Source organism: Achromobacter aegrifaciens (genome assembly GCF_902859735.1).
Classification (GTDB): Bacteria; Pseudomonadota; Gammaproteobacteria; order Burkholderiales; family Burkholderiaceae_B; genus Achromobacter; species Achromobacter aegrifaciens.
In genome coordinates this window covers 1-20153 of sequence record NZ_CADIJY010000014.1, presented here as the reverse complement: position 1 = coordinate 20153, position 20153 = coordinate 1, and the positions used below count along the sequence as shown (strand labels likewise).

The 20153-nt window shown below is 66.6% G+C and carries 26 protein-coding genes and 1 tRNA gene; 7 read left to right on the top strand and 20 right to left on the bottom strand.

The features are described 5' to 3' along the window. Positions 1–4: 4 nt before the first annotated feature. Positions 5–589, top strand: a complete 585-nt coding sequence (locus HV766_RS25500) for a helix-turn-helix domain-containing protein (RefSeq protein ID WP_054451277.1) — start codon at positions 5–7, stop codon at positions 587–589. Between the two features lie 95 nt (positions 590–684). Next, positions 685–761, top strand: a tRNA-Arg gene (locus HV766_RS25495). A 123-nt stretch (positions 762–884) separates the two neighbouring features. On the opposite strand, the gene HV766_RS25490 is transcribed toward HV766_RS25495, so the two are convergent. From HV766_RS25490 to HV766_RS25470, 5 genes are all read right to left on the bottom strand, one after another. Continuing rightward, on the bottom strand, positions 885–1277 hold the full coding sequence (locus HV766_RS25490; RefSeq protein ID WP_041654201.1) for a type II toxin-antitoxin system HicB family antitoxin: 393 nt from the start codon (positions 1275–1277) through the stop codon (positions 885–887). 61 nt (positions 1278–1338) lie between these two features. Continuing rightward, positions 1339–1521 (bottom strand): type II toxin-antitoxin system HicA family toxin, encoded by a 183-nt coding sequence (locus tag HV766_RS25485; protein ID WP_125472936.1) that lies wholly within the window; start codon positions 1519–1521, stop codon positions 1339–1341. A 106-nt stretch (positions 1522–1627) separates the two neighbouring features. Continuing rightward, positions 1628–2668, bottom strand: a complete 1041-nt coding sequence (locus HV766_RS25480; RefSeq protein WP_175182062.1) for an XdhC family protein — start codon at positions 2666–2668, stop codon at positions 1628–1630. A gap of 2 nt (positions 2669–2670) precedes the next feature. Beyond that, positions 2671–4962, bottom strand: coding sequence for a xanthine dehydrogenase family protein molybdopterin-binding subunit (locus HV766_RS25475; protein WP_175182061.1), 2292 nt, complete (start codon positions 4960–4962; stop codon positions 2671–2673). Further along, positions 4959–5432, bottom strand: coding sequence for a (2Fe-2S)-binding protein (locus HV766_RS25470; RefSeq protein WP_054453532.1), 474 nt, complete (start codon positions 5430–5432; stop codon positions 4959–4961). The genes HV766_RS25475 and HV766_RS25470 overlap by 4 nt, the downstream gene beginning before the upstream one ends. Positions 5433–5828: 396 nt before the next feature. Between HV766_RS25470 and HV766_RS25465 the strand changes: the two genes are divergently transcribed. Continuing rightward, the gene (locus HV766_RS25465; protein WP_175182060.1) at positions 5829–6218 is read left to right on the top strand and encodes an OsmC family protein; all 390 of its coding nucleotides are present in this window, start codon (positions 5829–5831) and stop codon (positions 6216–6218) included. 39 nt (positions 6219–6257) lie between these two features. On the opposite strand, the gene HV766_RS25460 is transcribed toward HV766_RS25465, so the two are convergent. From HV766_RS25460 to HV766_RS25440, 5 genes are all read right to left on the bottom strand, one after another. After that, positions 6258–6863 carry a hypothetical protein gene (locus HV766_RS25460; RefSeq protein ID WP_175182059.1) on the bottom strand — a complete coding sequence of 202 codons (606 nt, stop codon included), beginning with the start codon at positions 6861–6863 and terminating at the stop codon, positions 6258–6260. Between the two features lie 64 nt (positions 6864–6927). Beyond that, positions 6928–8046, bottom strand: a complete 1119-nt coding sequence (locus HV766_RS25455) for a glycosyltransferase family 4 protein (RefSeq protein ID WP_175182058.1) — start codon at positions 8044–8046, stop codon at positions 6928–6930. After that, a complete protein-coding gene (locus HV766_RS25450) occupies positions 8021–8977 on the bottom strand; it encodes a glycosyltransferase family 9 protein (protein ID WP_054453525.1) in 957 nt (318 codons plus the stop codon). The genes HV766_RS25455 and HV766_RS25450 overlap by 26 nt, the downstream gene beginning before the upstream one ends. A gap of 183 nt (positions 8978–9160) precedes the next feature. Then, a complete protein-coding gene (locus HV766_RS25445; RefSeq protein WP_054453523.1) occupies positions 9161–9511 on the bottom strand; it encodes a hypothetical protein in 351 nt (116 codons plus the stop codon). 215 nt (positions 9512–9726) lie between these two features. Next, complete coding sequence (locus HV766_RS25440; protein ID WP_125472929.1) at positions 9727–10260, bottom strand: DUF421 domain-containing protein; 534 nt, start codon at positions 10258–10260, stop codon at positions 9727–9729. Between the two features lie 107 nt (positions 10261–10367). Here HV766_RS25440 and HV766_RS25435 point away from each other — a divergent pair, with 107 nt between their 5' ends. The 3 genes from HV766_RS25435 to HV766_RS25425 all read left to right on the top strand — a co-directional run bounded on the left by HV766_RS25435 (position 10368) and on the right by HV766_RS25425 (position 13020). Beyond that, entirely contained in the window at positions 10368–10547 is a 180-nt protein-coding gene (locus HV766_RS25435; RefSeq protein WP_125472928.1) for a hypothetical protein, read from the top strand. Between the two features lie 174 nt (positions 10548–10721). Beyond that, positions 10722–11120, top strand: a complete 399-nt coding sequence (locus tag HV766_RS25430) for a PRC-barrel domain-containing protein (protein WP_054453518.1) — start codon at positions 10722–10724, stop codon at positions 11118–11120. Between the two features lie 145 nt (positions 11121–11265). Continuing rightward, positions 11266–13020: a phosphoglucose isomerase-related protein gene (locus tag HV766_RS25425; protein ID WP_175182057.1), complete on the top strand. Its 1755-nt coding sequence runs from the start codon at positions 11266–11268 to the stop codon at positions 13018–13020. Here HV766_RS25425 and HV766_RS25420 read toward each other — a convergent pair. Continuing rightward, a complete protein-coding gene (locus HV766_RS25420; RefSeq protein WP_175182056.1) occupies positions 13017–14102 on the bottom strand; it encodes a mechanosensitive ion channel family protein in 1086 nt (361 codons plus the stop codon). The genes HV766_RS25425 and HV766_RS25420 overlap by 4 nt on opposite strands. Before the next feature lie 111 nt (positions 14103–14213). On the opposite strand from HV766_RS25420, the gene HV766_RS25415 reads away from it, so the two are divergent. Next, positions 14214–14417 (top strand): hypothetical protein, encoded by a 204-nt coding sequence (locus HV766_RS25415; protein WP_175182055.1) that lies wholly within the window; start codon positions 14214–14216, stop codon positions 14415–14417. A 3-nt stretch (positions 14418–14420) separates the two neighbouring features. Here HV766_RS25415 and HV766_RS25410 read toward each other — a convergent pair whose 3' ends face one another. The 9 genes from HV766_RS25410 to HV766_RS25370 all read right to left on the bottom strand — a co-directional run. Further along, the gene (locus HV766_RS25410) at positions 14421–14654 is read right to left on the bottom strand and encodes a hypothetical protein (protein ID WP_054453510.1); all 234 of its coding nucleotides are present in this window, start codon (positions 14652–14654) and stop codon (positions 14421–14423) included. 92 nt (positions 14655–14746) lie between these two features. Continuing rightward, a complete protein-coding gene (locus HV766_RS25405) occupies positions 14747–15307 on the bottom strand; it encodes a DUF4142 domain-containing protein (protein WP_119449578.1) in 561 nt (186 codons plus the stop codon). Positions 15308–15393: 86 nt separating this feature from the next. Continuing rightward, positions 15394–15903 (bottom strand): CinA family protein, encoded by a 510-nt coding sequence (locus HV766_RS25400; RefSeq protein ID WP_054453507.1) that lies wholly within the window; start codon positions 15901–15903, stop codon positions 15394–15396. A gap of 35 nt (positions 15904–15938) precedes the next feature. Next, positions 15939–16214 carry a hypothetical protein gene (locus HV766_RS25395; RefSeq protein WP_054453505.1) on the bottom strand — a complete coding sequence of 92 codons (276 nt, stop codon included), beginning with the start codon at positions 16212–16214 and terminating at the stop codon, positions 15939–15941. A 93-nt stretch (positions 16215–16307) separates the two neighbouring features. Continuing rightward, on the bottom strand, positions 16308–16628 hold the full coding sequence (locus HV766_RS25390) for a BON domain-containing protein (RefSeq protein ID WP_054453503.1): 321 nt from the start codon (positions 16626–16628) through the stop codon (positions 16308–16310). A 101-nt stretch (positions 16629–16729) separates the two neighbouring features. Further along, positions 16730–17848, bottom strand: coding sequence for an NAD(P)/FAD-dependent oxidoreductase (locus tag HV766_RS25385; RefSeq protein ID WP_175182054.1), 1119 nt, complete (start codon positions 17846–17848; stop codon positions 16730–16732). Continuing rightward, positions 17845–19233, bottom strand: a complete 1389-nt coding sequence (locus tag HV766_RS25380; protein WP_054453501.1) for an FAD/NAD(P)-dependent oxidoreductase — start codon at positions 19231–19233, stop codon at positions 17845–17847. The genes HV766_RS25385 and HV766_RS25380 overlap by 4 nt, the downstream gene beginning before the upstream one ends. Next, on the bottom strand, positions 19224–19526 hold the full coding sequence (locus tag HV766_RS25375; protein WP_119449583.1) for a (2Fe-2S)-binding protein: 303 nt from the start codon (positions 19524–19526) through the stop codon (positions 19224–19226). Before HV766_RS25375 ends, HV766_RS25380 begins: the two co-directional genes overlap by 10 nt. Beyond that, on the bottom strand, positions 19523–20153 hold a 631-nt coding region (locus tag HV766_RS25370), incomplete at its 5' end, for a thiamine pyrophosphate-dependent enzyme (RefSeq protein ID WP_254593360.1). The genes HV766_RS25370 and HV766_RS25375, both read right to left, overlap by 4 nt.

Genomic DNA, 20153 nt, shown 5'->3' with positions numbered 1-20153 from the left:
ATAGATGGAAGGCAACAAACAAAGCGTGTTGGCACAGCGGCTGCGAGCCTTGCGCCAGGCGCGGGCGTGGACCTTGAAGCAGGCGGCCGCGGCCACCGGCGTGTCCGCGTCCACGTTGTCCAAGATCGAAAACAGCCTGCTGTCGCCCACCTATGACAACCTGATCAAGATCGCGGCAGGCCTGGAGCTGGACGTGGCCGAACTCTTCACCGCGTCCGACGCCCACATGGGCACCGGCCGCCGCAGCCTCAGCCGCCAAGGGGAAGGGCGCCAGTACGAAACCCCGTACTACGACCACCGCCTGCTCTGCACCGCGCTGTCGCACAAGCGCATGATGCCCTTCCACACCCGGGTCAAGGCCCGCTCCTTCGACGAATTCCACGACTGGAGCCGCCACCGCGGCGAGGAATTCGTCTACGTCCTGGAAGGCGAGGTCGAGCTTTACACCGAGTTCTACGAACCCGCCCGGCTGAAGACCGGGGAAAGCTTCTATATAGACAGCCGCATGGGCCACCGGGTGATCAGCCTGAGCCCCGAAGACGCCCTGGTGCTGTGGGTGTCGACCCATGCGGATATAGGCGAAGAGTAGGGTTCAAACCCCGGTATTGCGGGCCGGCCGCCCAAGCCGCCCGCAACAAGGTAAAATGCGGCGCCCGGATCCTTTCCGGGCCATCACCACACCGCGCGGCAGTAGCTCAGCTGGATAGAGCACGGGCCTTCTAAGCCTGAGGTCGGGGGTTCGAGCCCCTCCTGCCGCGCCAGGTTGCCCCTGGAATCAAGCGCTTACAGTGACGCGCACCGCGGCGGGGTAGAAACAAGCAAGCCCCGACATGGATATTCCGGTCGGGGCTTTCGGCTGAGTGGATCCGACTCTACATGCTTCATCAGGCTGTCATGGCGAGATGCGCGATATAGCTGCTGCGGCTTTCACCCGCGGCGCGAGCGCGGTCATCCAAGCGTTTGAGAATGCGGCGCGGAATGGTGATGTTCACGCGCTCAACAGTTTCATCCAGGACCGCAGGATCTACATCAGCAATCGCCCAAATCCAGTTTGCAAATTCCGGATTGGCCTGATGATTGGCAATACTGGTTGCCGGAGGAATGGGATCGCCGGAATCGATGGCCGTTTCAATCCACAATTCAATGGCTTCCTTGGCGTTCTCGATGGCTTGGTCAATCCCTTCGTCCGCTGCCGAGAAGCAGCCGGGCAGATCAGGGACCACGACGCCCCACGCGTGAGTGTCGCTGCCGGGTTCAATGGCAATGGGATATTTCACTTTAGTGTGCTCCATGTGTGGCATGGTCTAGCAGACTTCGGATTGCTCCGGGGGCTGTGCCTCACTTCAAACCAGCTGCTTTGAGGATGCTGTTTAGTAGTCCGATGCCGAAGTCCTTTTTAGGGTGAGGGACGCTGATATGTCCGGGGCGGTCTGGGTGGATGAAAACATGGTGGGAGCCCTTAACTCCTCGCAGTTTCCACCCGGACCGCTCTAGCTGTTTGATCAGTTCCTTGCTGTCCATGTGTGTATTATACACACTCAGATGTGTATGGCACACACCTGAGTGCTCCGAGCCATGTCTTGCACGGGGCTTTTTATTTACCCTTTCACTACCCACGGCGCGATGCTCATGGCGTCAGGGGTTGGGTCATCGCCACGGGACAGTGTGCTGCAGGTAGCCCCCGGCAAGAACCATCGACGATGGCAGGCAATACAACCCCGTTCTTCACGGCAAGTATCTCCGCCATGATGCTCACCGCGATTTCCGCGGGCGTCCTGCTGCCGATATTGATGCCGACTGGCGCATGCAGCCGTTCCAGGGATGCGGCGGTTTCGCCGAAATGCTCCATGAAGCGTTGCCTGCGGATGCCCGTATTGCGGCGTGAACCGATGGCGCCCACGTAAAACGCCGGGCTGTGCAGCGCTTCCAGGAGCGCGAGATCGTCCAGCTTGGGATCGTGGCTCAAGGCGACGATGCAGGTGCGCGTGTCGGGGGCGAGGGCCAGGACGGCGTCATCGGGCATTTCCCGCGTGATGCGCACGCCGGGCACGGACCAGCTGCCCACTTGTTCTCCGCGCGGATCGCAGACGGTCACCGCAAAGTCGTTGAACAAGGCCATGGTGGCCAGGTATTCCGCCAATGCGCCTGCGCCGATGAGCAGCATCCGGTACTGCGGTCCCAGCGTGGAACAAAGCGTCGCGCCGTCGAATTGCACTGTGGCGGGCGTCGAGGCCGGCGCCAATGTCACCGCTCCGGTGGCTACGTCAACGGTGCGCTGGACCAACTGGCCGGACTCGAGCCGCCGGACCAGGGCGTCCAGCGTTTCGTAGTCCGGCTGGAACTCCAGCAGCAGCTCCAGCGTGCCGCCGCAAGGCAGTCCGAACCGGCGCGCTTCGTCGGCTTCGATCCCGTAGCGCACCAGTTCAGGCGCGCCTTGCGCGATGGCGCCTGTGCCATGGGCGCGGGTGTATCGATGAATCAGGTCGTCTTCGATGCACCCGCCCGAAACAGACCCGACGCAGCGCCCGTCTTCGCGCAGCGCCATCATGGAGCCGACGGGGCGCGGGGAGGAGCCCCAGGTCTTGACCACCGTGGCCAGCAGCAGCCTGTGCCCGTCCGCCAGCCAGGCGCGGGCTTCGCGCAACACGCGGACGTCGACCGTCTCCATGCCTAGGCTACCCTGCGCACCGGCAGGCTGCGGATCCGCTTGCCGGTGGCGGCAAAGATGGCATTGCACAGCGCGGGCGCCACGGGCGGCACCGGGGGCTCGCCCACGCCGCCAGGAGGCAGGGTGTGATCGTCGTTGACCAGATGCGTGCGGATCACGCGCGGCGAGGCATTGTGGCGCAGCACTTCATAGTCGTGGAAGTTGCTCTGCTTCACGCGGCCGCGTTCGAACGTGATCTCGCTGGCAAGGGCAAGGCCCAGGCCCATGATGGCGCCGCCTTCCATCTGCGCGCGGATGCGTTCGGGGTTGATTTGCGGACCGCAGTCCATCGCCATGTCCACGGCCACCACGCGCACCTCGCCCTTTGCATCCACGGCCACCTCGACCACGGTGGCGGTGTAGCTCATGAAGCTGTAGCAGAATGCCAGCCCGAGCCCGTGGCCCTGGGGCAGTGTTCTGCCCCATTCCGCGCCTTTGCAGGCCGCTTCGATCACGCCGCGCAGGCGGCCCGTGTCGTAGGGATAGAGGTCGGGGGATTCTGAGTAGTTCCAGGTGTCGGCCATTGTGCCCGGGTCGATCCTGCGCGCCGGGCCGATGAGGTCGAGCGCGAAATCCTTGGGGTCCTTGCCCGCGCGGTGGGCCAATTCGGCGATGAAGCACTGGGCAGCGTAAGCGTGCGGAATGTTGGCTACCGAGCGGAACCAGCCAATACGGGCATGGGCCTCCACTTCGGCCGTTTCCACCCGGACGTTGGGAATGCGGTACGGCATGTTGATGGCCGACATGGCCGATTCGAAGAGCTGCTGGCCCTTGGCGCCTTCCGAAAAGAGGGAGGCGATGGTGGGGGCGGCACTGCGGTGCAGCCAGGACTGGACCTGGCCGTTCTTGTCCAGAACGGCCTCCAGGCGTTCGACCGACACGGTATGCAGATAGTCATGATGAATGTCGTCCTCGCGAGTCCACACCAGCTTGACTGGCGTGCCTTCGGGCATGGCGCGGGCGACGATGGCTGCCTCGTCCACGAAATCGGGCTTGGACTTGCGGCCGAACCCGCCGCCCAGCAGCAAGACATTGACCGTGACGTCGGCGGGCTCCAGTTTCAGCCGGGCGGCGACGGCATCGCGCGCGGCGATGGGGTTCTGGATCGACGTCCAAACCTCGGCGCGGCCATCCTTGATCCGGACGGTGGCCGCTGGCGGTTCCATGGAGGCATGGGCCAGATGGGGAACGTAGTACTCCGCGGCGACGCGCTCGGCTTCGGGCGCCTTGGCCCACGCTTGCGCGGCATCGCCCTGGCTGCGCATGGTCTTGCCGGGCTTGCGCGCTGCCGATTCCAGCGTCTGGCGGTAGGCGCTTGAGTCGTAGCTGCCGTTGGGGCCGTCGTCCCATTCGATTTGCAGCGCGTCGCGGCCTTGGCGGGCCGCCCAGGTGTTGCGCGCGACGATTGCGACGCCGCCCAGGGGCTGGAATGCGGGCGCCCCTTGCATTGGCGGAATCTCCACGACCTTCAGCACGCCGGGCACGGCCAGCGCCTTGGCGCTGTCGAGACGGCGCAGCTTGCCGCCGACGACAGGAGGACGTGCGACGACGGCATAAACCATGCCTGGCAGGCGCATATCCATGCCGTAGCTGGCCTGGCCCTTGCCGATGGCCTCCAGGTCCACCAGGCGCACGTGCTCCTTCCCGATATAGCGGAACTCGGCCCGATCCTTGAGCTTGAGGGCATCGCCCGCGGGAACCGGCTGTTTGGCCGCGTCCGCCGCCAACTCGCCATAAGTCAACCGGCGCCCGGAGGGCTGGTGCAGCACCTCGTGTTGCACCGCTTTGACCTCGGCCACAGGAACCGACCAGCGCGCTGCCGCCGCTGCTTCGAGCATCTGGCGGGCGGCCGCACCGACGCGTCGCATGGGCATCAGGAAGTGCCGCACGCTGCGCGAGCCATCCACGTTCTGGTTGCCATAGCGCGCTTCATCGGCCTGCGCCTGTATGACCTTGACGCGGTCCCAGCGCGCTTCCATCTCGTCGGCCACCACCATGGGCAGGCTGGTGCGCACGCCCGTGCCCATTTCGGCGCGGTGCGCGACGATGGTGACGGTGCCGTCCGCGGCGATGCTGACGAAAACCAGCGGGTCGTCGACGGTGCCGCCGGGCATGCTGTCAGCGCCGTACTTCTGGGCGGGGGACTCGGCGGCCCAGGCTGCCGTGATCAAACCCCTGGCCGTGACCGTCAGGGTGAGCGCGCCCAAGGCGCCCTGCAGAAAGCCGCGCCGGGAAAGTTGAGCGGTGTGCGTCATTGCTTGCCTCCCTGGGCGAGGAGCCTGGCCGCCTGCTGGATGGCTGCGCGGATGCGAGGATAGGTGCCGCAACGGCAGATATTGCCGCTCATGGCGTCCTCGATGTCTTGGTCGGTCGGCTGCGCCGAGACCTTGAGCAGGCTTACCGCCGTCATGATCTGGCCCGCCTGGCAGTAGCCGCATTGGGCAACGTTCTGTTCTATCCAGGCTTGCTGCACCGCCCGGCCGACCGCATCCGCCTCTATCCCTTCGATGGTCGTGATGCTGTGGCCTGCCACGGCGGAGAGCGGGGTGACACAGGACCGGATTGGCGCGCCGTCCATGTGCACGGTACAGGCGCCGCACAACGCCATGCCGCACCCGAATTTGGTGCCGGTCATGCCGAGTTCATCCCGTAAAGTCCAGAGCAAGGGCGTTTCGCCCGGGACGTCGATATCCTTGGCCTGGCCATTGATTTGAAGTTGGGTCATGGAGGAATCCTTGGTGGGCGGGCATGGCAGGCGAAAGCTTGCCTGAACCGTGAGTGAATCACTTTTTCAAATCGGAATTCTGCCTAAAAGTTCAAAAAATCTGCCTAATTGTTCCAGACAGAACTCAAGGGCGACGAGCCAGAGCTGGCGCCTGGAGCCCACGCGAACGGCTCCTTCGGATCGTCGAGGGTCAGCCCCGAGGATGTTACGCCTTCGGCGGGCCCGTCGGTGAGCACGGTGTATCCGTGCTGCCAGGTCGCGTGCAGCCCCATTTTTTCGGTTGCGCTGCAATGACGTCCACCCTGTCACATCCCATACCAGCATCTCCGCTGGCCTTCCCCGGTCCCCGATCCAGGCCTAGCCTGTCGGCTCTTTCATCTTCGACAGGAGACCCGCATGGTGAAGGCGAAACGGGTGGGCGTGCCCTATGGCGTGGAAGTAACGAACGGCCAAAACGTCCTGCTCTCCGACACGCAAAAGAACGGCAAGGGAGGAACCACGGGCATGCGGCCGCACGAACTCCTTGAAAGCGCGCTCGCGGCCTGTGTCTGCATGTCCATCGGCATGGCCGCGGACCGCGCCGGCGTCGCGTTGCCCGAGGCGACGGTGCAGGTGAATATCGATCGTCAGGATGACGAAACCGGATTCGAGGTGAGTTTGCGCTTCGCTGCGGCGCTGACGGCGGCGCAGCAGGATCTGGTTCGCTGCGCGGCGCAGGCATCGCCGGTTGCGCGCACGTTGGGCAAGACGGTGCGGGTCCGGCCTGCTGTGTTCCTGGTGGCCTGAAGAGGAGGGGGGCAGAACGCGTTTCTGCCCGCGCCTCACCTATTGGCTGAACTCAAACACATAACTATTCGCCGACCCCGCCGTGCGGTTGTACAGCGGGCACCAGCCGTTGACCGGGGCCACTTCGCAATACCGGTTGCGGCCATACACCTGGGCGATCTTCCAGTCCTGGGTCTTGTCGGCGCGTTCCAGCAGGTACTGCATGCGCACGCCGCGCTCCTTGCGGTCGCGTTCGTCGTTGTCCACCGGAAAGCCGGGCGTGGAGGGCGTGGTGTTGCGGATCTGGGCGACGACGAAGGCGCGCGTGTCGGATTGGACATCGACGTTGACGACACTGCGCTCGTAGATCTCGACGCTGCATTTTTGGTCGCCGTTCTGCCGGGCCTGCAGCTGTGCGGTGCTCAGCGAGTCTTCGGCGGCGCTGAAGGGACGGTAGAGTTCGGCCAGTTCCTTGCAGGCGGTGGCGGTATAGCGGTCGTGCGCGTCGCGCACCTGCCACCAGGATTTCACCGCCGCTTCCGGCGTGTTGGCGGCCAGCTGCAGTTGCGGCGTGGCGGCTTGAAGCCGTTCCCAGGGGGTCTCTTCCTGCTTGGAGCAACCCGTCAAGGCGATTGCCAGAACGAGCAGTAGGGCGGGCTTGGTCACGGTACTGAATCGGGTAAACAAATCGGGGGCACCATGATACCCCTTCCGCCGTGGCGTCCGCCCTTCAGGCGGGACGCAATGCCCGCTTGTACGCTTCCAAGGTGCTGAACATCTTGCCCGCAAGCCGGAAATTGGCTTCGGCGTAGGCCCGGGCGTTACCGATCATGGCTTCGGTTTGTCCCGGATCGCTGCGGATTTGCATGATGCGGTCCGCGTAGCCGGCGACGTCGCCCGGCGCAGCCAGCCAACCGGTCTGGCCCGGCGTGACGATTTCCGGCAATCCGCCCACGTCGCTGGCGACCACGGGGCGGCGCGTGGCGAACGACTCGGGTACCACGCGCGACCAGGCTTCGGTGGCCGAAGGCACCAGCACCACGTCGGCGGCGCGGATCATCTCCGCAATATTGTTGCGATGACCGGCGAACACCACATGTTCGGAAATGCCCAGATCCACGGTCAGCTGGTGCAGCGCATAGGCATAGGGCTTGGTGCTGGCGGTGGGCATGCCGACCACCAGCGCGATGGCGGGCAGGCCCTGGCGGCGAAGCCGGTGCACCACGCGCAACAGATCGGACTGGCCCTTCTCGGGACGCAGCATGCCTATGGTGGCAATGACGCAGGCGCTGTCGGGGGCACGGATGCCCAGTGCTTGCCGGGTGCGCAGGCGTGACTGCGGCGTGTCGCCGGATTGGAAGAATTCGTCCGCGGCCCATTCTCCGACCACGCTGATCCGCTGCGCGGGCGCCAGGCGCGCCGCGACGAGTTCCTGCTTGCCCAGCAGGCTGGTCGCGATGACGTGGTCGCAGCCGATTTTCCATTCCAGCCGGCGACGCGGCGAGGAAGGCATGGGCTTGGCGAAGTGGCGCGTCCTGACGACCGAGCACAGGTCGCGGCACAGCGCGGCGGTCTTGCCGTCGGCGCGACTGTGGCTGTCGATCAGGTCGATGCGCAGCGTCTTGACCGCGCGCCGCAGCTTCAGGACCGTGGCCGGCGAGTAGGCGACGTCGAAGTCTATGTCCACGGCGCGCAGGCCGCGCTGCCGGGCTTCGCGCCCGATTTCGCTGTCCGCCGGAGCCGCGATCGCCACTTCGTAGCCATGGCGCTGCAGCCAGGAGGATTGCTCGAGGACGCGGAATTCCAGCCCGCCCAGGCTGCGCTCAGCCAGCGTATGCAGGATGCGCATGATGCTCCAGGACTTTGCGGCAGGCGCCCAGCACATCGTCGGGCGTGATGGAATTGATGCCGTCGCGGGGATGGCGGGGAACGACCGCGGCGGAGTAGGGGCGGTCCCAGAACCACTCCGGGTTGGACTCGTTGAATACGCCCACGTAGGGCACGCAAGCGCCTTGGGCGATATGCGACGGGCCGCAATCGTTGGCCACGATCAGGCGCGCACGCAGCATGAGAGCGCTGAGCTCCGGCACCGAGCGGCAGTAGGCGATGGAAAATTCAGGACGCCGCATGGCTTCCAGCTTGTCGCGTTCGATGACCTCTTGTTCTCCCAGCACGAACAGGTAGCGGGTGTCCGGGCCCAGCAGCAGCTTTAGCCTCTCAGCCAAGCGCAGGTAGTTCAGCAGGCTCCAGCGCTTGAACGCGCCAGACCCGCCGCCCGGGATCAGGACCACGTCGGCCCCCTGCTCGGCATGCTGGTGCGGCTGGGCCAGCGTCTGGAAGCAGCGGCGCGCCACGGCCTCGGCGTCGAACTGCCGGTACGACGCCAACAGCCGGAGATTGGCCAAGCCGATGTATTCGGCAACGCTCTTGCGATGGGAGTGCGTCCAGGCCAGGTCGCTCATCCGCGCGTTGTGAAAACCGAAGCGCATGGTTGGCCGGCGCAGCAGGTTGATCAGGCCGAAGCGTTCGCTGCTGTGATGCAGGCTGACGCAAACCGGGGTGTGCTTCTTGAGCGTGCGCAGATAGTCACCGAACGTGGCGGCCCGGACGAACTCGTCGACCCAGGGCACGCCGCGGTAGAAGCCGGCCAGGTCGTCGCGGGCCACCACCCGGATCCGCCTGGAAGCCCACCAGGTTTTCAGTTGATAGAGCGCCGGCAGGGCGACGATCTGGTCGCCCAGCCGGGGCTGGCTTCTGACATAGACGACGACTTCCGACATGGGCAACCTCGCTTGCACGGCAGTTTTTTGGAGGTCCGCAGACCGCTGCCGCGCAATGTATCGATCCAGTCGAATGAATCTTTCCGAGGTCTTTTAAGGAGTGTGAAGAACCTGCCGGACGTGCTTTACACAACTAAACAACTACGCCCGTATGCGGTTCGCGTTCACGTCGTCGTTGCGCGCTTACTTGGAACCGCCCGAGTTCGGGTAGCCCGGAGGCGGCGCCGCGCCACCGCCCTTGGTACTGGGCACGTTGTCGTTGGCCTCGCGGTGGCGACCCTGCTTGTCTGTCTTGTGCATGTCCGACCGGGTGTGGTCGCTCTTGTTCAGGTTGGGCGGGTTGGTCGGCGTGTTCGGCGTCGCATTTGGCGCGGGCGGCTTCTGTCCGGGCGGCACGGGCTGGTTGGGGGGGACGGCGGTGCTGTCGTTGGGCGTGTTGGACGGCGAGGTGGGCATGGCTGACTGCGCCAGCGCACCGGCCGAAGCCAGTCCGGCGGACAGGGCCAGCGCGTAGGTGAAGGCTCGGATTTTCATGAGTACGCTCCTATGTGGGAAATGCTGGGACCTATCCGCAAGCGTCATGCCCGGCTGCGCACGGCTCTCGGTGATCCTGAAAGGAAAGGTGCTTTGCCCTGTGAACGCCTCGCGTCGCTAGCGGGCGTTCCATCCCAAGCTCGAACGCACCGGAAAAATATACCGATTCGCGCCGCTTCCTCGCCGGTCGTGCGCATTCCTGCTGCGGGTGGACGCTAACCGCAGGCATCGTCGTCTTCCAGCGTGGAGGCGCCCGCCTTGGAGCGCTCTTGCACGCGGACCACACTGAACTCTCCTGTTGCCTCCAGATAGGCTCTTTCGACCTCAGCCAGGTTGGCGACGCCTTTCAACCTTAGTTGCTCCATCAGTTCGCTGCGGGTGATGTGCTCTTTCCTGAGTCCATGGACCAGCACTTTGCCGGACCGGATCAGGCAGACGCGCTGTGGCTCAAGCAGGCGACGCAAGGGAGGAACGTAATAGCCCACCCGATCCAGCAGGTAGCTCCAGCCGACTATGGTGGCGACAACGATGATGCCGTCCCCCATGGAGTACGAATCGCCCGACATGGCATTGCCCGCGGCATCCGCCACCAAGACCAGCACCAGCATGTCCGCCATTCCCAGGGAGCCCATGTCACGTCTGCCGGAAATACGCAGCAACGCGTACAGCACCCAATACATGGTCGTGCCGCGGATGATCATTTCGGCAAAGCCCGCCTGCAACTCGAAGATTTGGGCGAATTTTTCCATGGCGTTTCGATAGCAAGCGCCGTGCCGCGTGCGGGCAGCGCCGGCACAGACGCAGTGGGGGCATGGCATTTGCTGAGAGGTAGTGATCCATCACGAGGACGACCGCCATGAAACCCAAAGACCGCAAACCCAATCCTTCGGCCGATGACACCGACCGGGAACTCCAGGCCAGCCACCGCGATGGGCAGAACCGGACCAAGAAGGAGGGCCATGTCAGCCAAATAGGCACCGGACAGGATCAGCAAAGCCGACGCAATCGAGGCGCTGGGGCGCGCAGCAAGGGCTGAGCGGCCGCTGCGTACCGTCCCGCCAACGCGTACGCCAGGCGGGACGTCTTCGAGTGGCCGGATGGGCATGGCGCTTGCTGAATAGGTCCACTCGGATCGAGAGCAAGAAATGGCGTAGCGATACAGCCATGACCGTGGTTCAACGTGGGGATGGTCCCCGCATAGGAGAGACGTATGGAGCATCAAACCAATATCGTTGGCGGCCCCAAGGATTCCGCTACCGGGCCTGGCCCCGAGATCATGGCTGCGGACACCCTTGACGGCAACGACGTCGTCAACGCCTCGGGAGAAAGCCTGGGGTCGATCAAGGACATCATGATCGACGTGCCGCGGGGACGCGTGGCCTACGCCGTGCTGTCGCGCGGCGGCATCCTGGGCATGGGCGACAAGCTCTTCGCGATTCCGTGGGCGGCCTTGACGCTGGACACCGACCGCAAGTGCTTCATCCTGAATGTCGACAAGGAGGTCTTGAAGAACGCGCCGGGCTTCGACAAGGACGACTGGCCCAGGATGGCGGACGAAAGCTGGGCGTTGAGCGTGCACAAGTACTACAACCAGGATCCCTACTGGTAGGGCGCAGCTCGGGAGGGCGGCCGCGAGCCGCCCTTTTTCCCCTCCATTTTTTTCCCTTTCTTCTTCCCATGCCGGTCGGCCGGCCCTTCCCATGCATACTCCTCTTACCCACGATGCTGTTCAGGCAATACGCCCGGCCCGGTTTTTGGGAAGACGCCACGGCGAACGAGCCCCTGTCTCCCTGGGCCGTCAGGCGGTGCTCAACGGCTTCAGCTTCCAGGCGCCGGCCGGTCTGGCCGCGCGTATCCGCCAGCGTGTCGAGCAAGCCGAAAACGAAGCCTGGATGGCGCGTCTGTGGCAACGCGACGCCACGCTGTGGACCGGGACCGATGAGGATCGCTGGCTGGGCTGGCTGCAACCGGGCATGGCGCCCCGGGCGCTCGGCCGCATGACGGCAATCTGCCGCAGGTTGTGCGTGGCCGGGTTCTCGGATGCGGTGTTGCTGGGCATGGGGGGCGCCAGCCTCGGCGCGGAGGCACTGGCCCGTACGCTGGGCGTGGCCAGCGGAGGCTTGCGCCTGCACGTGCTGGACTCCACCGACGCGGCCCAGGTGCGCGCGGTGCAGTCCGCGGTGGATCTCACGCGTTGCCTGTTTGTCGTCTGCAGCAAGTCCGGATCGACCCTGGAATCGCGCATGCTCGCTGCGTACTTCCATGAACAGGTGGCGCGGCGGCTTGGACGGCAGGAAGCGGGGCAGCGCTTTGTCGCCATTACCGATCCGGGGTCTCCGATGCTGGACCGCGCGCGGGCGGACGGTTATGCCGCCGTCTTCGAGGGCGAGTCGTCCGTGGGCGGGCGCAACTCCGTGCTGTCGCCCTTCGGACTGGTCGCGCTGGCGCTGCTGGGGCACGATCCAGCGGCATTCCTGCGCAGCGCCCGCCCCATGGTGCGGGCATGCGCGGGGCAGGCCCAGGCGCGCACCAATCCGGGGTTGCTTCTGGGAGCGCTGCTGGGCGAGGCCGCATTGGACGGCCGCAACAAGCTCACCATCCTGGCCGCGCCCGGGCTGGAGTACGTGGGGTGTTGGCTCGAGCAATTGCTGGCCGAATCCACCGGCAAGAATGGGCGGGGCATCATTCCCGTGGCCCACGAGCCCGCCGGGGATGCGTGCGATTATGGCCGCGACCGCATGTTCGTCCATCTTGCGCGCAGCGATACGCCCAGCGCCGAGCTGGACACGCGCATGCGGCGGCTGGCCGCTGCGGGATTCCCGGTGGCGCGTTGCGAACTGCCGTCTGCCCAGTCGCTCGGCCAGGAGTTCTTTCGTTGGGAAATGGCCACCGCCGTGGCCGCCGCCGTGCTGCGCGTCAATCCGTTCGATCAGCCGGACGTGGAAGCCAGCAAGGCGCGCACGCAGGCCCTGGCGGCGCGCCACGAAGCCGGCATCGGCGTAGCCGACGTTATGCCCCGGCTGGTCGAAGGCGCGCTGGCCTTCCATGGCGAGGCCGAGGGGGCGACCGCGATCGAGCTGCTGGCGTCGTACTTTGCGGGAATGGATCAGGGCGACTACGTGTCGCTGCTGGCCTATGTCGCCCGGAATCCGGTCCATGACGCGCGCCTCGCCGGGATGCGCTGCCGGCTGCGCCAGGCGACCGGCGCTGCAACCATGGTCGGGTTCGGTCCGCGCTACCTGCATTCCATAGGCCAGCTGCACAAGGGCGGCCCCGCGGGCGGACGATTCCTGTTCATTACCGCGGACGCCGGGGAGGAGCTGGAAGCGCCCGGCCACGCCCTGGGTTTCGCCGCCATGCAGCGTGCGCAGGCCTTGGGCGACATGGAAGAGTTGGCCTCGCGGGGCCGGCCGTGCTTGCGCGTGCACATCTCGGGACCGGTGGAGGCCGGGCTCGCCCGCCTGGCCGCGCTGCTGGACCGCGCGTTGGTCCCACCGGCGCTCCGCTAGCCGGATTGCTCATCGGCGTCCTGCCGGGCGGGCGCCGGCAGGTGCACGATGCGCTCGGGGAGCGCCAGAGCGATGCCGGCCGTGTCCAGCTCGCGCATGATGCCCAGGTTGATCTCCTGTTGTATGTCCATGTAGCGGTTGTAGTCCGCTGTCATGACGTAGTAGACGGCTTCGTACTCCAGCGCGTTGTCGCCGAAACGGGCCAGATGCGCCCGGTCGTAGCGGGTGCCGGATTGGCGTTCGATCTGCTGTCGGATCAGCTCCGGCACGGTGGCGGCGCGGTCCACCGGCGTCATGTAGGTGATGCGGACGGTGAAGATGATGCGCCGTTGCTGCATCCGCTTGTAGTTCTGGATGGTCTGCTTGAGCAGCTCCGTGTTGGAACACACGATCTGTTCGCCGCCCAGGCTGCGGATGCGCGTCGTCTTCAGGCCCACGTGCTCGATGCTGCCGGCCACCTGTCCGAAGACGATGAAATCCCCAGCCTCGAAGGGCTTGTCGAGCCCGATCGAGATCGAGGCGAACAGATCGCTCAGTATGGTCTGGACCGCCAGCGCGACGGCGACGCCGCCGATGCCCAGGCTGGCCACCAGCGCGGTGATGTTCACGCCCAGATTGTCCAGCATGGCCAGCAGGGCGATGACGGCAACCAGCGTGCGCAGCAGGAACCGGAACAAGGTGGCGGTGACGGCATTGACCTGGCCGCGCGCGGCCAGTGCATGATCGAGTCCCACCTCGACTGCCCGGTCGAGCCACAGGGCGAGCTGAAGCGTCAGCAGCACGAACCAAAGATGCTGGGCTTTGCCCGCGCTCCAGGGCAGTGGGGCGCCGATGAATTCGGCGCCGATCAGGATGGACAGCAACAGCAAAATGACACTGTTGGTGCGCCGCAGGACCTCGGAGACCGAACGCGCAAGAGGATGGCCTGGCGTGTCGGCGCGCTGCCGCAGCCGCGACCGCGTGATCCGCAAGGCGGCGCTCAGCGCGAAGAACAACGCGGCGCCCGCCGTCAGCGCCAATGCCCAAAGCATCAGCGGATGGTCCGAAAGGCCCCGGACCTCAGGCAACCAGTTTGCGAGCATGCCGTCTCCTGGAGGAAAGCCGCAACGCAGCAATTGCCGTGCCGTCCGCGCGGGCACGTGGTTTGCTGATAGCGAGGCGGCGGCATTCCGCTCGCCTTCAGGAGCAGCGTCATGGACAAAGAGCGCGATACGACGGCGGCGCCCGCCGAGATCTTGAGCGAAGGTGAACTGAGGGCGCGGCGCACGCTCGAAGCAGCGCGGCGCTTGCTCGATCCGCAGGCGGAACCAGTTGCCGCCGTCTCTTCAGTTGAGGCAGAACTCAAGCGCTACGTCAGGGAGGCGTACCACAGGCGCTCATATGGCTCCTATGGTTGAGCGTTACGGCTGCGGTTCGTCCCAGACTGACGCATGCCGATATTGTTCGGCGCGCGCCAGCGTGCGATAGAAATCCGCGCCAACCCGTATCAGCCTTTCCAGCTCTTCGGGCTGCAGCCTGGGCTGCAGCGCCATCAGGCATTCCGCATAGTTGGCCAGCACCTCGGGCCAGTCATGGAAGTCCCGGTCGACCGCTGGCGTGGCGATCATTTGTGCCAATAGTTCCTCGCGATCCATATGCATGTTCCGCAGCAAGCGCACTGGTTGCAGATGCGCCCGCAGGTATGCGCATCTGTTCCTTCGCTGGTACTAATCCTCGGGGAAGACTCCTATTTCTTGGCGGCATCCAGGCGTTGCTGCATGGCTGTCGCCATTTCCAGGTGTTGTTGCAGCACCGGCAGGGTCTCGATCGCGAATTGCTTGACGTCGGGATCCTTCACGTCGTTCGAGGCTTTCTCGAAGAGCTTCACCGCGTCCTGGTGCGCGGATACGCCAATCTCGTCCACATAGGCCTTGTCGAAGCTGTCGTCGCGCAAGCCCAGCGCCTTCAGTTTTGCCTGCTGCACCAGCGAGGGTTCGGTCGGCGCCTGATAACCCTTGCCTTGCGCGAGCGTGGCCAATTGCTGGCCGGCCTTGCCGTGGTCGTCGATCATTTTCTGGGCAAACGCCTTCACGTCCGGATCGCGGGCTTTTTCAAGAGCGAGCTTGCTGCCAGCGACTTCCAGGTGGCCGGCCTGGGCTGCGTTCTCCAGGAAGTCCCGGTCGGCGCTGTCCAATTTCGCTGCCGCGGCCGTGGGAGGCGCGGCGGGCGCGGTTTGCGCCTGCGCAGCATGGGCGGCAGCCAACGTCAGCGAGGCGAGGATCGTGGCGGTCAGATAGCGGGTTTTCATGGAAACCTCCAGATTTGGGCGCGGTGCGCCGTTATGGGTGGGAGCCTGCAGCCACCAGCAATCGCTGTTCCCGCCCGTCAGCGACTTCAGCGGGGCTTGGGCTTGCCCGTCAGTTCGGCGTGGTACTCCACCAGACGCTGCAGGGCATAGCGGGCGCTGGCCAGGCGTATGCCGTTGCGGTTGCCGGAGAAGCGCCGGGTTTCGGCGTAGATTGCCGGCGCGGCATCGGCCTGGCCCGCCTTGAAGACCCAGGCATAGCACTGCGTGCCAGCGGGAATGTCGTCGTCGACCGAGTCGGTGACGCCTGTATTGGAAATGGCGATCAGCGCCGGGCTTTGCCGCGATGCGCCCAGCGCCATCTCCCGCGCTACCGGCTCGCTCGTGAGGTTGTGCCGCGCCAGGGTCGCGGGCGTCACCCCAAGGCAACGCATCTTTGCCTGCGGGGAATAGACCACGAATGCGCAGTCCAGCAGCGAACCTGCACCCGCCACATCCGCCAGCGTGGCGGCGATGAGGCCGGCCGTGCATGATTCCGCCGTGACCAGCGTCAGGGCGTGTTCATGCATGTACGCGGCGATGCGTTCGATCGCGTCCATGGCGGATGGCCCTTTCCGGTTGACGATCGCCTGGCCTAGCCGCCGTTGCGCACCGGGTCGGGCGGCTTGCGCGATACGCCGGCATGGTCTGCATCGGTGACCCGGTCCGCGCCTATGTCGGCGCCTTCGTGGTCGCGGTCGCGCGGGTTGGCGCTTTCGCGGTCGCCTGTGCCTTGAGCATCGCTATCGGTATGGACCAGGTCCTGAGGCAGGTCGCTGGCCGAGTCCGACGAATCGCTGGGACCCAGGTCGGGGCGGGGGGAGGGATCGGTCTGGGGATCGGGCAGGGAGTTGACGGGCGTGCCAGGCATGATGATTCTCCGTAGGGCTGCAATGGTCTCTATGAGACGTTGCGCAGCAAGCCGCGTGCCCGGCTGGCCCATCCTCCCGAGCGCCGCCGCGCATTACTGCGGATTTCGCACCTGGATGTTGTTGCGGATCTCCTTCACGCCCGCCACGCCCCGGGCCGCGCCGACGGCGGAGGCCGCGCTGTCTTCGTTGTCCGCAAAGCCGCTGAGCTGGACCACGCCCTGGTAGGTTTCAACCTGTATGGTGTTGGACCGTAAATTGGGCGTCTTCAGCAGCGCCTCCCGCACGCGCGCCGTGGTAGTGACGTCATCGGTGTACTGGCCCGTGCTGCGATGGCCGTCCTGCGCCGCGCAGCCTGCCAGCGCCAAGGCGAGCATTGCTGCGCCCAGGCCGTGAACTATGGATTTTCTGACCATGGATAGTGCTCCTTTGCCGTGGATGGCGGCAGGAAATGCCGCCCCGCGGGAAGCGAGCAACTCGCATGCCTGTGAGGGCCGCGCCCAGGCTCTCGCACCGATCAGGCCTGGGCGGCCTCCCAGCGGCTGGCCGAGAACTTCTCCGCCATGATCAAGCCGCCGCGTCCCATCGCCATTTCGGCGATGACCTCGCCCACCGCCGGCGCGATCTGAAAGCCCCCGCCCGAGAAGCCGAAAGCATGCAGCAGCCGCGGCACTCTGGGGCTGAAACCGATGACCGGGTTCTTGTCGTTGAAATAGCCTTCGATGCCTGACCAGCAGCGGATCACGCTGGCGCAGGCCAGCGCCGGGACCACGGTCGGAGCGATGCGGCCGAGTTCGGCGAGCGCGGCGCGGCCCGGCCGGCTGCGGTCTCCCGGCAGCGCGCTGCCGTAGCCGCCGCCCATGACCACATTGCCGCGCGCGACCTGGCGGGCATAGAAGCCGCCGCCTTCCACGCCCAACGACACGCCGATCTGCGGCGTGAGAGGCTCGGTGACCAGCATGGTCGGATACTTGACCTGCAGGGGCAGGTCGTCGCCGAACCAACGGGCCACCGCCGCGCCCCAGGCGCCCGCCGCATTGATGACGGTGTCGGCGCGTATGCGCCGGCCGTCGGCGGCGGTCAGCAGGAAGCCGCTACCCTGGGTGTCTGCCTGCGTGATGGCGCAATGTTCGAGCAGGCTGGCGCCGGCGCGCGCAGCGGCATGGGCGAAGGCGGGCGCGACCAGTCGCGGATTGGCCTGGCCATCCTCCGGACATAGCGAGCCGCCGGCAATGCCCGGACCCAGCGCGGGAAAGCGGCGACGCAGCTCGGCGGCGTCGATGATCTCCAGGCCCAGGTCGAAGTCGCCGACCTTGTCGCGGTAGGCACAAAGCTTGTCCAGGTCGGACTCGGAGCGCGCCAGCTTCAGGTGGCCGCTGCGCACGTATTCCGCATCGGTGCCGATGAGGTCCGGCAGGCGCGACCAGATGCCGTGTGCGCGCTGCGCCAGATACAGCTGCTCGATCGAGCGTCCCTGGCGGCGTACGCCACCGAAGTTGACGCCGCTGGCGCGTGCGCCGCTTGCGCCGCCGTCGATCAGCGCCGTGGCGACCCCCATGCGGCGCAGCGCCAGGGCGGCGCTAGCGCCCACCAGGCCGGCGCCGATGATGGCGACTTCCGTGTGCAGCGGGTTCATGGTTCCACCTTGCCGAGCATGGACAGGTTCAGGGGCTTCACGGGCGCCTGCCCGCGTAGCCGGCCTATGTCCGCCAAGGCCAGTCCGCGGCAGTCGGCCAGCAGCTCGGCCGCGCCCGCTTGGCACATGCGTCCCTGGCACAGGCCCATGCCGATGCGCGTCAGCGCCTTCAAGCGGTTGAGATCGTGGATGGCGTATTGCGCGGCCGCGGCGCGCAACGTGCCGGCGCGCACTTCCTCGCAGCGGCAGACCATGACGGAGTCGTCGCAGTCGGCGCCCGCGCCCGGCAGGGGAAAGGCCCGGTCCAGGCCGCGGCGGAATTGCGCCCAGCGCGCCTGGCGGCGGGCCAGCCACTGCACCCTGGCGGCGCTGACGTCGATGCCGCTGTCTGCCAGCATGGCCAGCGCGGCGCGTTCGCCCGCAAGCTCGGCCAGGACCGCGCCGCCGATGCCGGCGCCGTCGCCGGCCAGATAGACGCCGGTCGCCGTGCTGCGGCCGTCCGGGTCGCGGCGCGGCAGCCAGGCGCGCTGCGCGGCATCGAAGTCGAAGGCGCAGTCCAGCAGGTCGGCAAGCTGCGTTTCCGCGCGCAGCCCGTGGCCGACCGCAAGCGCGTCGCAAGCAATGGCGCGCTGCTTGCCGCCCAGGGTCGCAAGCGCGCGCTCGACGCGGCCTGCGCCTTCGGCCGCATCCAGCCGTGCGCCATGGTGCACCGGCACGCCGTGGGCGCGCAGCCAGCCCAGGTAGTACATGCCTTTGGCCAACATGCCGGGCTGGCTCAGCAGCGCCGGCGCGGCGCGGACCTGGCTGCCTGGCGGCGCGCAGTCCAGCACGGCCTGCACCTGGGCGCCGGCGCGCGCATATTGGTAGGCGACCAGATAGAGCAGGGGGCCAGTGCCGGCGAACACGATGCGCGGCCCAAACGTACAGCCCTGGCTCTTCAGCGCGATCTGCGCGCCGCCCAGCGAGTAGACGCCGGGCAGGGTCCAGCCCGGGAAGGGCAGGACTCGGTCGGTGGCGCCGGTGGCGAGCAGCAGCCGTGAATAGGGCAGGGTTTCCAGTTCGCCGTCGCGGACCAGGTCCAGGCAGCCCGGGGCGGCATTCCACACCGCGGTGGCGGCGCGATAGTCGGCGCGGGCGGCCAGGTCCGCGCCCGCCGCGTGGATGGCCTGCGCGCGCTTCCATTCGAAGCCATAGCGCTGGCGCGCGGTGCCGCGAGGGGCCGCGCCCTGGCGATAGATCTGGCCGCCAGGCAAGGCGGCTTCGTCCACGATCACCGGACGCACGCCGTGGCGCAGCAGCGTCTGCGCGGCGCGCACGCCCGCGGGCCCGGCGCCCACCACCACCATGCGCGGCGAGTCATCGGCGCCGGGCGGGTTCATTTGCATGCGAGTTCTCCGGGCTGGGCGCTGACCAGTTCCATGCCGTCTTCGACTGCGGTGGAACAGGCGCGCAGGCGTGCGCCGTCCGCCGTCTGCACCCAGCAATCCTGGCAGGCGCCCATCAGGCAGAAGCCGGCGCGCGGCGCGCCTTCGCCCAAGGTGACGCGCAGGTGCTGCGCGGCCAGCAGCAACGCCGTCAGCACGGTGTCGCCCTCATGGGCTTGCAGCGGCAAGCCGTTCCAGGTCAGGCGCAGCGGCGTCGATTCGGGCGCCGACACGCGGCGCAGCAGCGGTTTCATGCGGCGGTCTCCGCGCGGCGCAGTTGCGACAGGGTGCGGTCGGGCAGGATGATGTCGGCGTCGTAGCGCAGCTCCACGATGGCCGGCATGCGATGCTCCCGGGCATACGCCAGCGCGGCATCATAGGCCGGCGCGAAATCCTCCGTGCGCTCGACCGCAGCGCCGTAGCCGCCATAGCTGTGCGCGAGCCGCGCGAAATCGGGGTTGACCAGTTCCGTCGCCAGGGCGCGTCCGGGATAGGCGCGCTCCTGATGCAGGCGGATGGTGCCGAACAGGCCATTGTTGAAGACCAGCACCACAATGCCCAGCCGGTACTGCGCCGCGGTGGCCAGCTCCTGCATGGTCATCTGGAAACAGCCGTCGCCGGCGAAGCAGACCACGGCCGCATCGCGGTCGCGCAGCTTGGCCGCGATGGCTGCGGGCAGGCCGTAGCCCATGGCGCCGACGGCGGGCGCAAGCTGGCTGCCCGGTCCCTTGAAGGCGATGTGCCGGTGCGCATAGAGCGCGTAATTTCCCGCGCCCACCGTGACGCAGGAGTGCCGCGGCAGCGTGGCCGCGACGTGGCGCGCCGCCGCGTTCAGGTCCAGCGGGCCGGGCGTGGGCGGCAGCGCGGGCGCTGCGGCGGCC

Coding starts and splice junctions, on each gene's coding strand:
- HV766_RS25430 (WP_054453518.1), top strand. CDS start 10,722: ATGGAGCATCAAACCAATATCGTTGGCGGCCCCAAGGATTCCGCTACC.
- HV766_RS25390 (WP_054453503.1), bottom strand. CDS start 16,628: ATGGTCAGAAAATCCATAGTTCACGGCCTGGGCGCAGCAATGCTCGCC.
- HV766_RS25405 (WP_119449578.1), bottom strand. CDS start 15,307: ATGAAAACCCGCTATCTGACCGCCACGATCCTCGCCTCGCTGACGTTG.
- HV766_RS25480 (WP_175182062.1), bottom strand. CDS start 2,668: ATGGAGACGGTCGACGTCCGCGTGTTGCGCGAAGCCCGCGCCTGGCTG.
- HV766_RS25435 (WP_125472928.1), top strand. CDS start 10,368: ATGAAACCCAAAGACCGCAAACCCAATCCTTCGGCCGATGACACCGAC.
- HV766_RS25415 (WP_175182055.1), top strand. CDS start 14,214: ATGGACAAAGAGCGCGATACGACGGCGGCGCCCGCCGAGATCTTGAGC.
- HV766_RS25485 (WP_125472936.1), bottom strand. CDS start 1,521: ATGGACAGCAAGGAACTGATCAAACAGCTAGAGCGGTCCGGGTGGAAA.
- HV766_RS25375 (WP_119449583.1), bottom strand. CDS start 19,526: ATGAAACCGCTGCTGCGCCGCGTGTCGGCGCCCGAATCGACGCCGCTG.
- HV766_RS25500 (WP_054451277.1), top strand. CDS start 5: ATGGAAGGCAACAAACAAAGCGTGTTGGCACAGCGGCTGCGAGCCTTG.
- HV766_RS25395 (WP_054453505.1), bottom strand. CDS start 16,214: ATGCCTGGCACGCCCGTCAACTCCCTGCCCGATCCCCAGACCGATCCC.
- HV766_RS25385 (WP_175182054.1), bottom strand. CDS start 17,848: ATGAACCCGCTGCACACGGAAGTCGCCATCATCGGCGCCGGCCTGGTG.
- HV766_RS25475 (WP_175182061.1), bottom strand. CDS start 4,962: ATGACGCACACCGCTCAACTTTCCCGGCGCGGCTTTCTGCAGGGCGCC.
- HV766_RS25420 (WP_175182056.1), bottom strand. CDS start 14,102: ATGCTCGCAAACTGGTTGCCTGAGGTCCGGGGCCTTTCGGACCATCCG.
- HV766_RS25470 (WP_054453532.1), bottom strand. CDS start 5,432: ATGACCCAACTTCAAATCAATGGCCAGGCCAAGGATATCGACGTCCCG.
- HV766_RS25465 (WP_175182060.1), top strand. CDS start 5,829: ATGGTGAAGGCGAAACGGGTGGGCGTGCCCTATGGCGTGGAAGTAACG.
- HV766_RS25410 (WP_054453510.1), bottom strand. CDS start 14,654: ATGGATCGCGAGGAACTATTGGCACAAATGATCGCCACGCCAGCGGTC.
- HV766_RS25380 (WP_054453501.1), bottom strand. CDS start 19,233: ATGCAAATGAACCCGCCCGGCGCCGATGACTCGCCGCGCATGGTGGTG.
- HV766_RS25440 (WP_125472929.1), bottom strand. CDS start 10,260: ATGGAAAAATTCGCCCAAATCTTCGAGTTGCAGGCGGGCTTTGCCGAA.
- HV766_RS25455 (WP_175182058.1), bottom strand. CDS start 8,046: ATGCGCATCCTGCATACGCTGGCTGAGCGCAGCCTGGGCGGGCTGGAA.
- HV766_RS25445 (WP_054453523.1), bottom strand. CDS start 9,511: ATGAAAATCCGAGCCTTCACCTACGCGCTGGCCCTGTCCGCCGGACTG.
- HV766_RS25400 (WP_054453507.1), bottom strand. CDS start 15,903: ATGGACGCGATCGAACGCATCGCCGCGTACATGCATGAACACGCCCTG.
- HV766_RS25450 (WP_054453525.1), bottom strand. CDS start 8,977: ATGTCGGAAGTCGTCGTCTATGTCAGAAGCCAGCCCCGGCTGGGCGAC.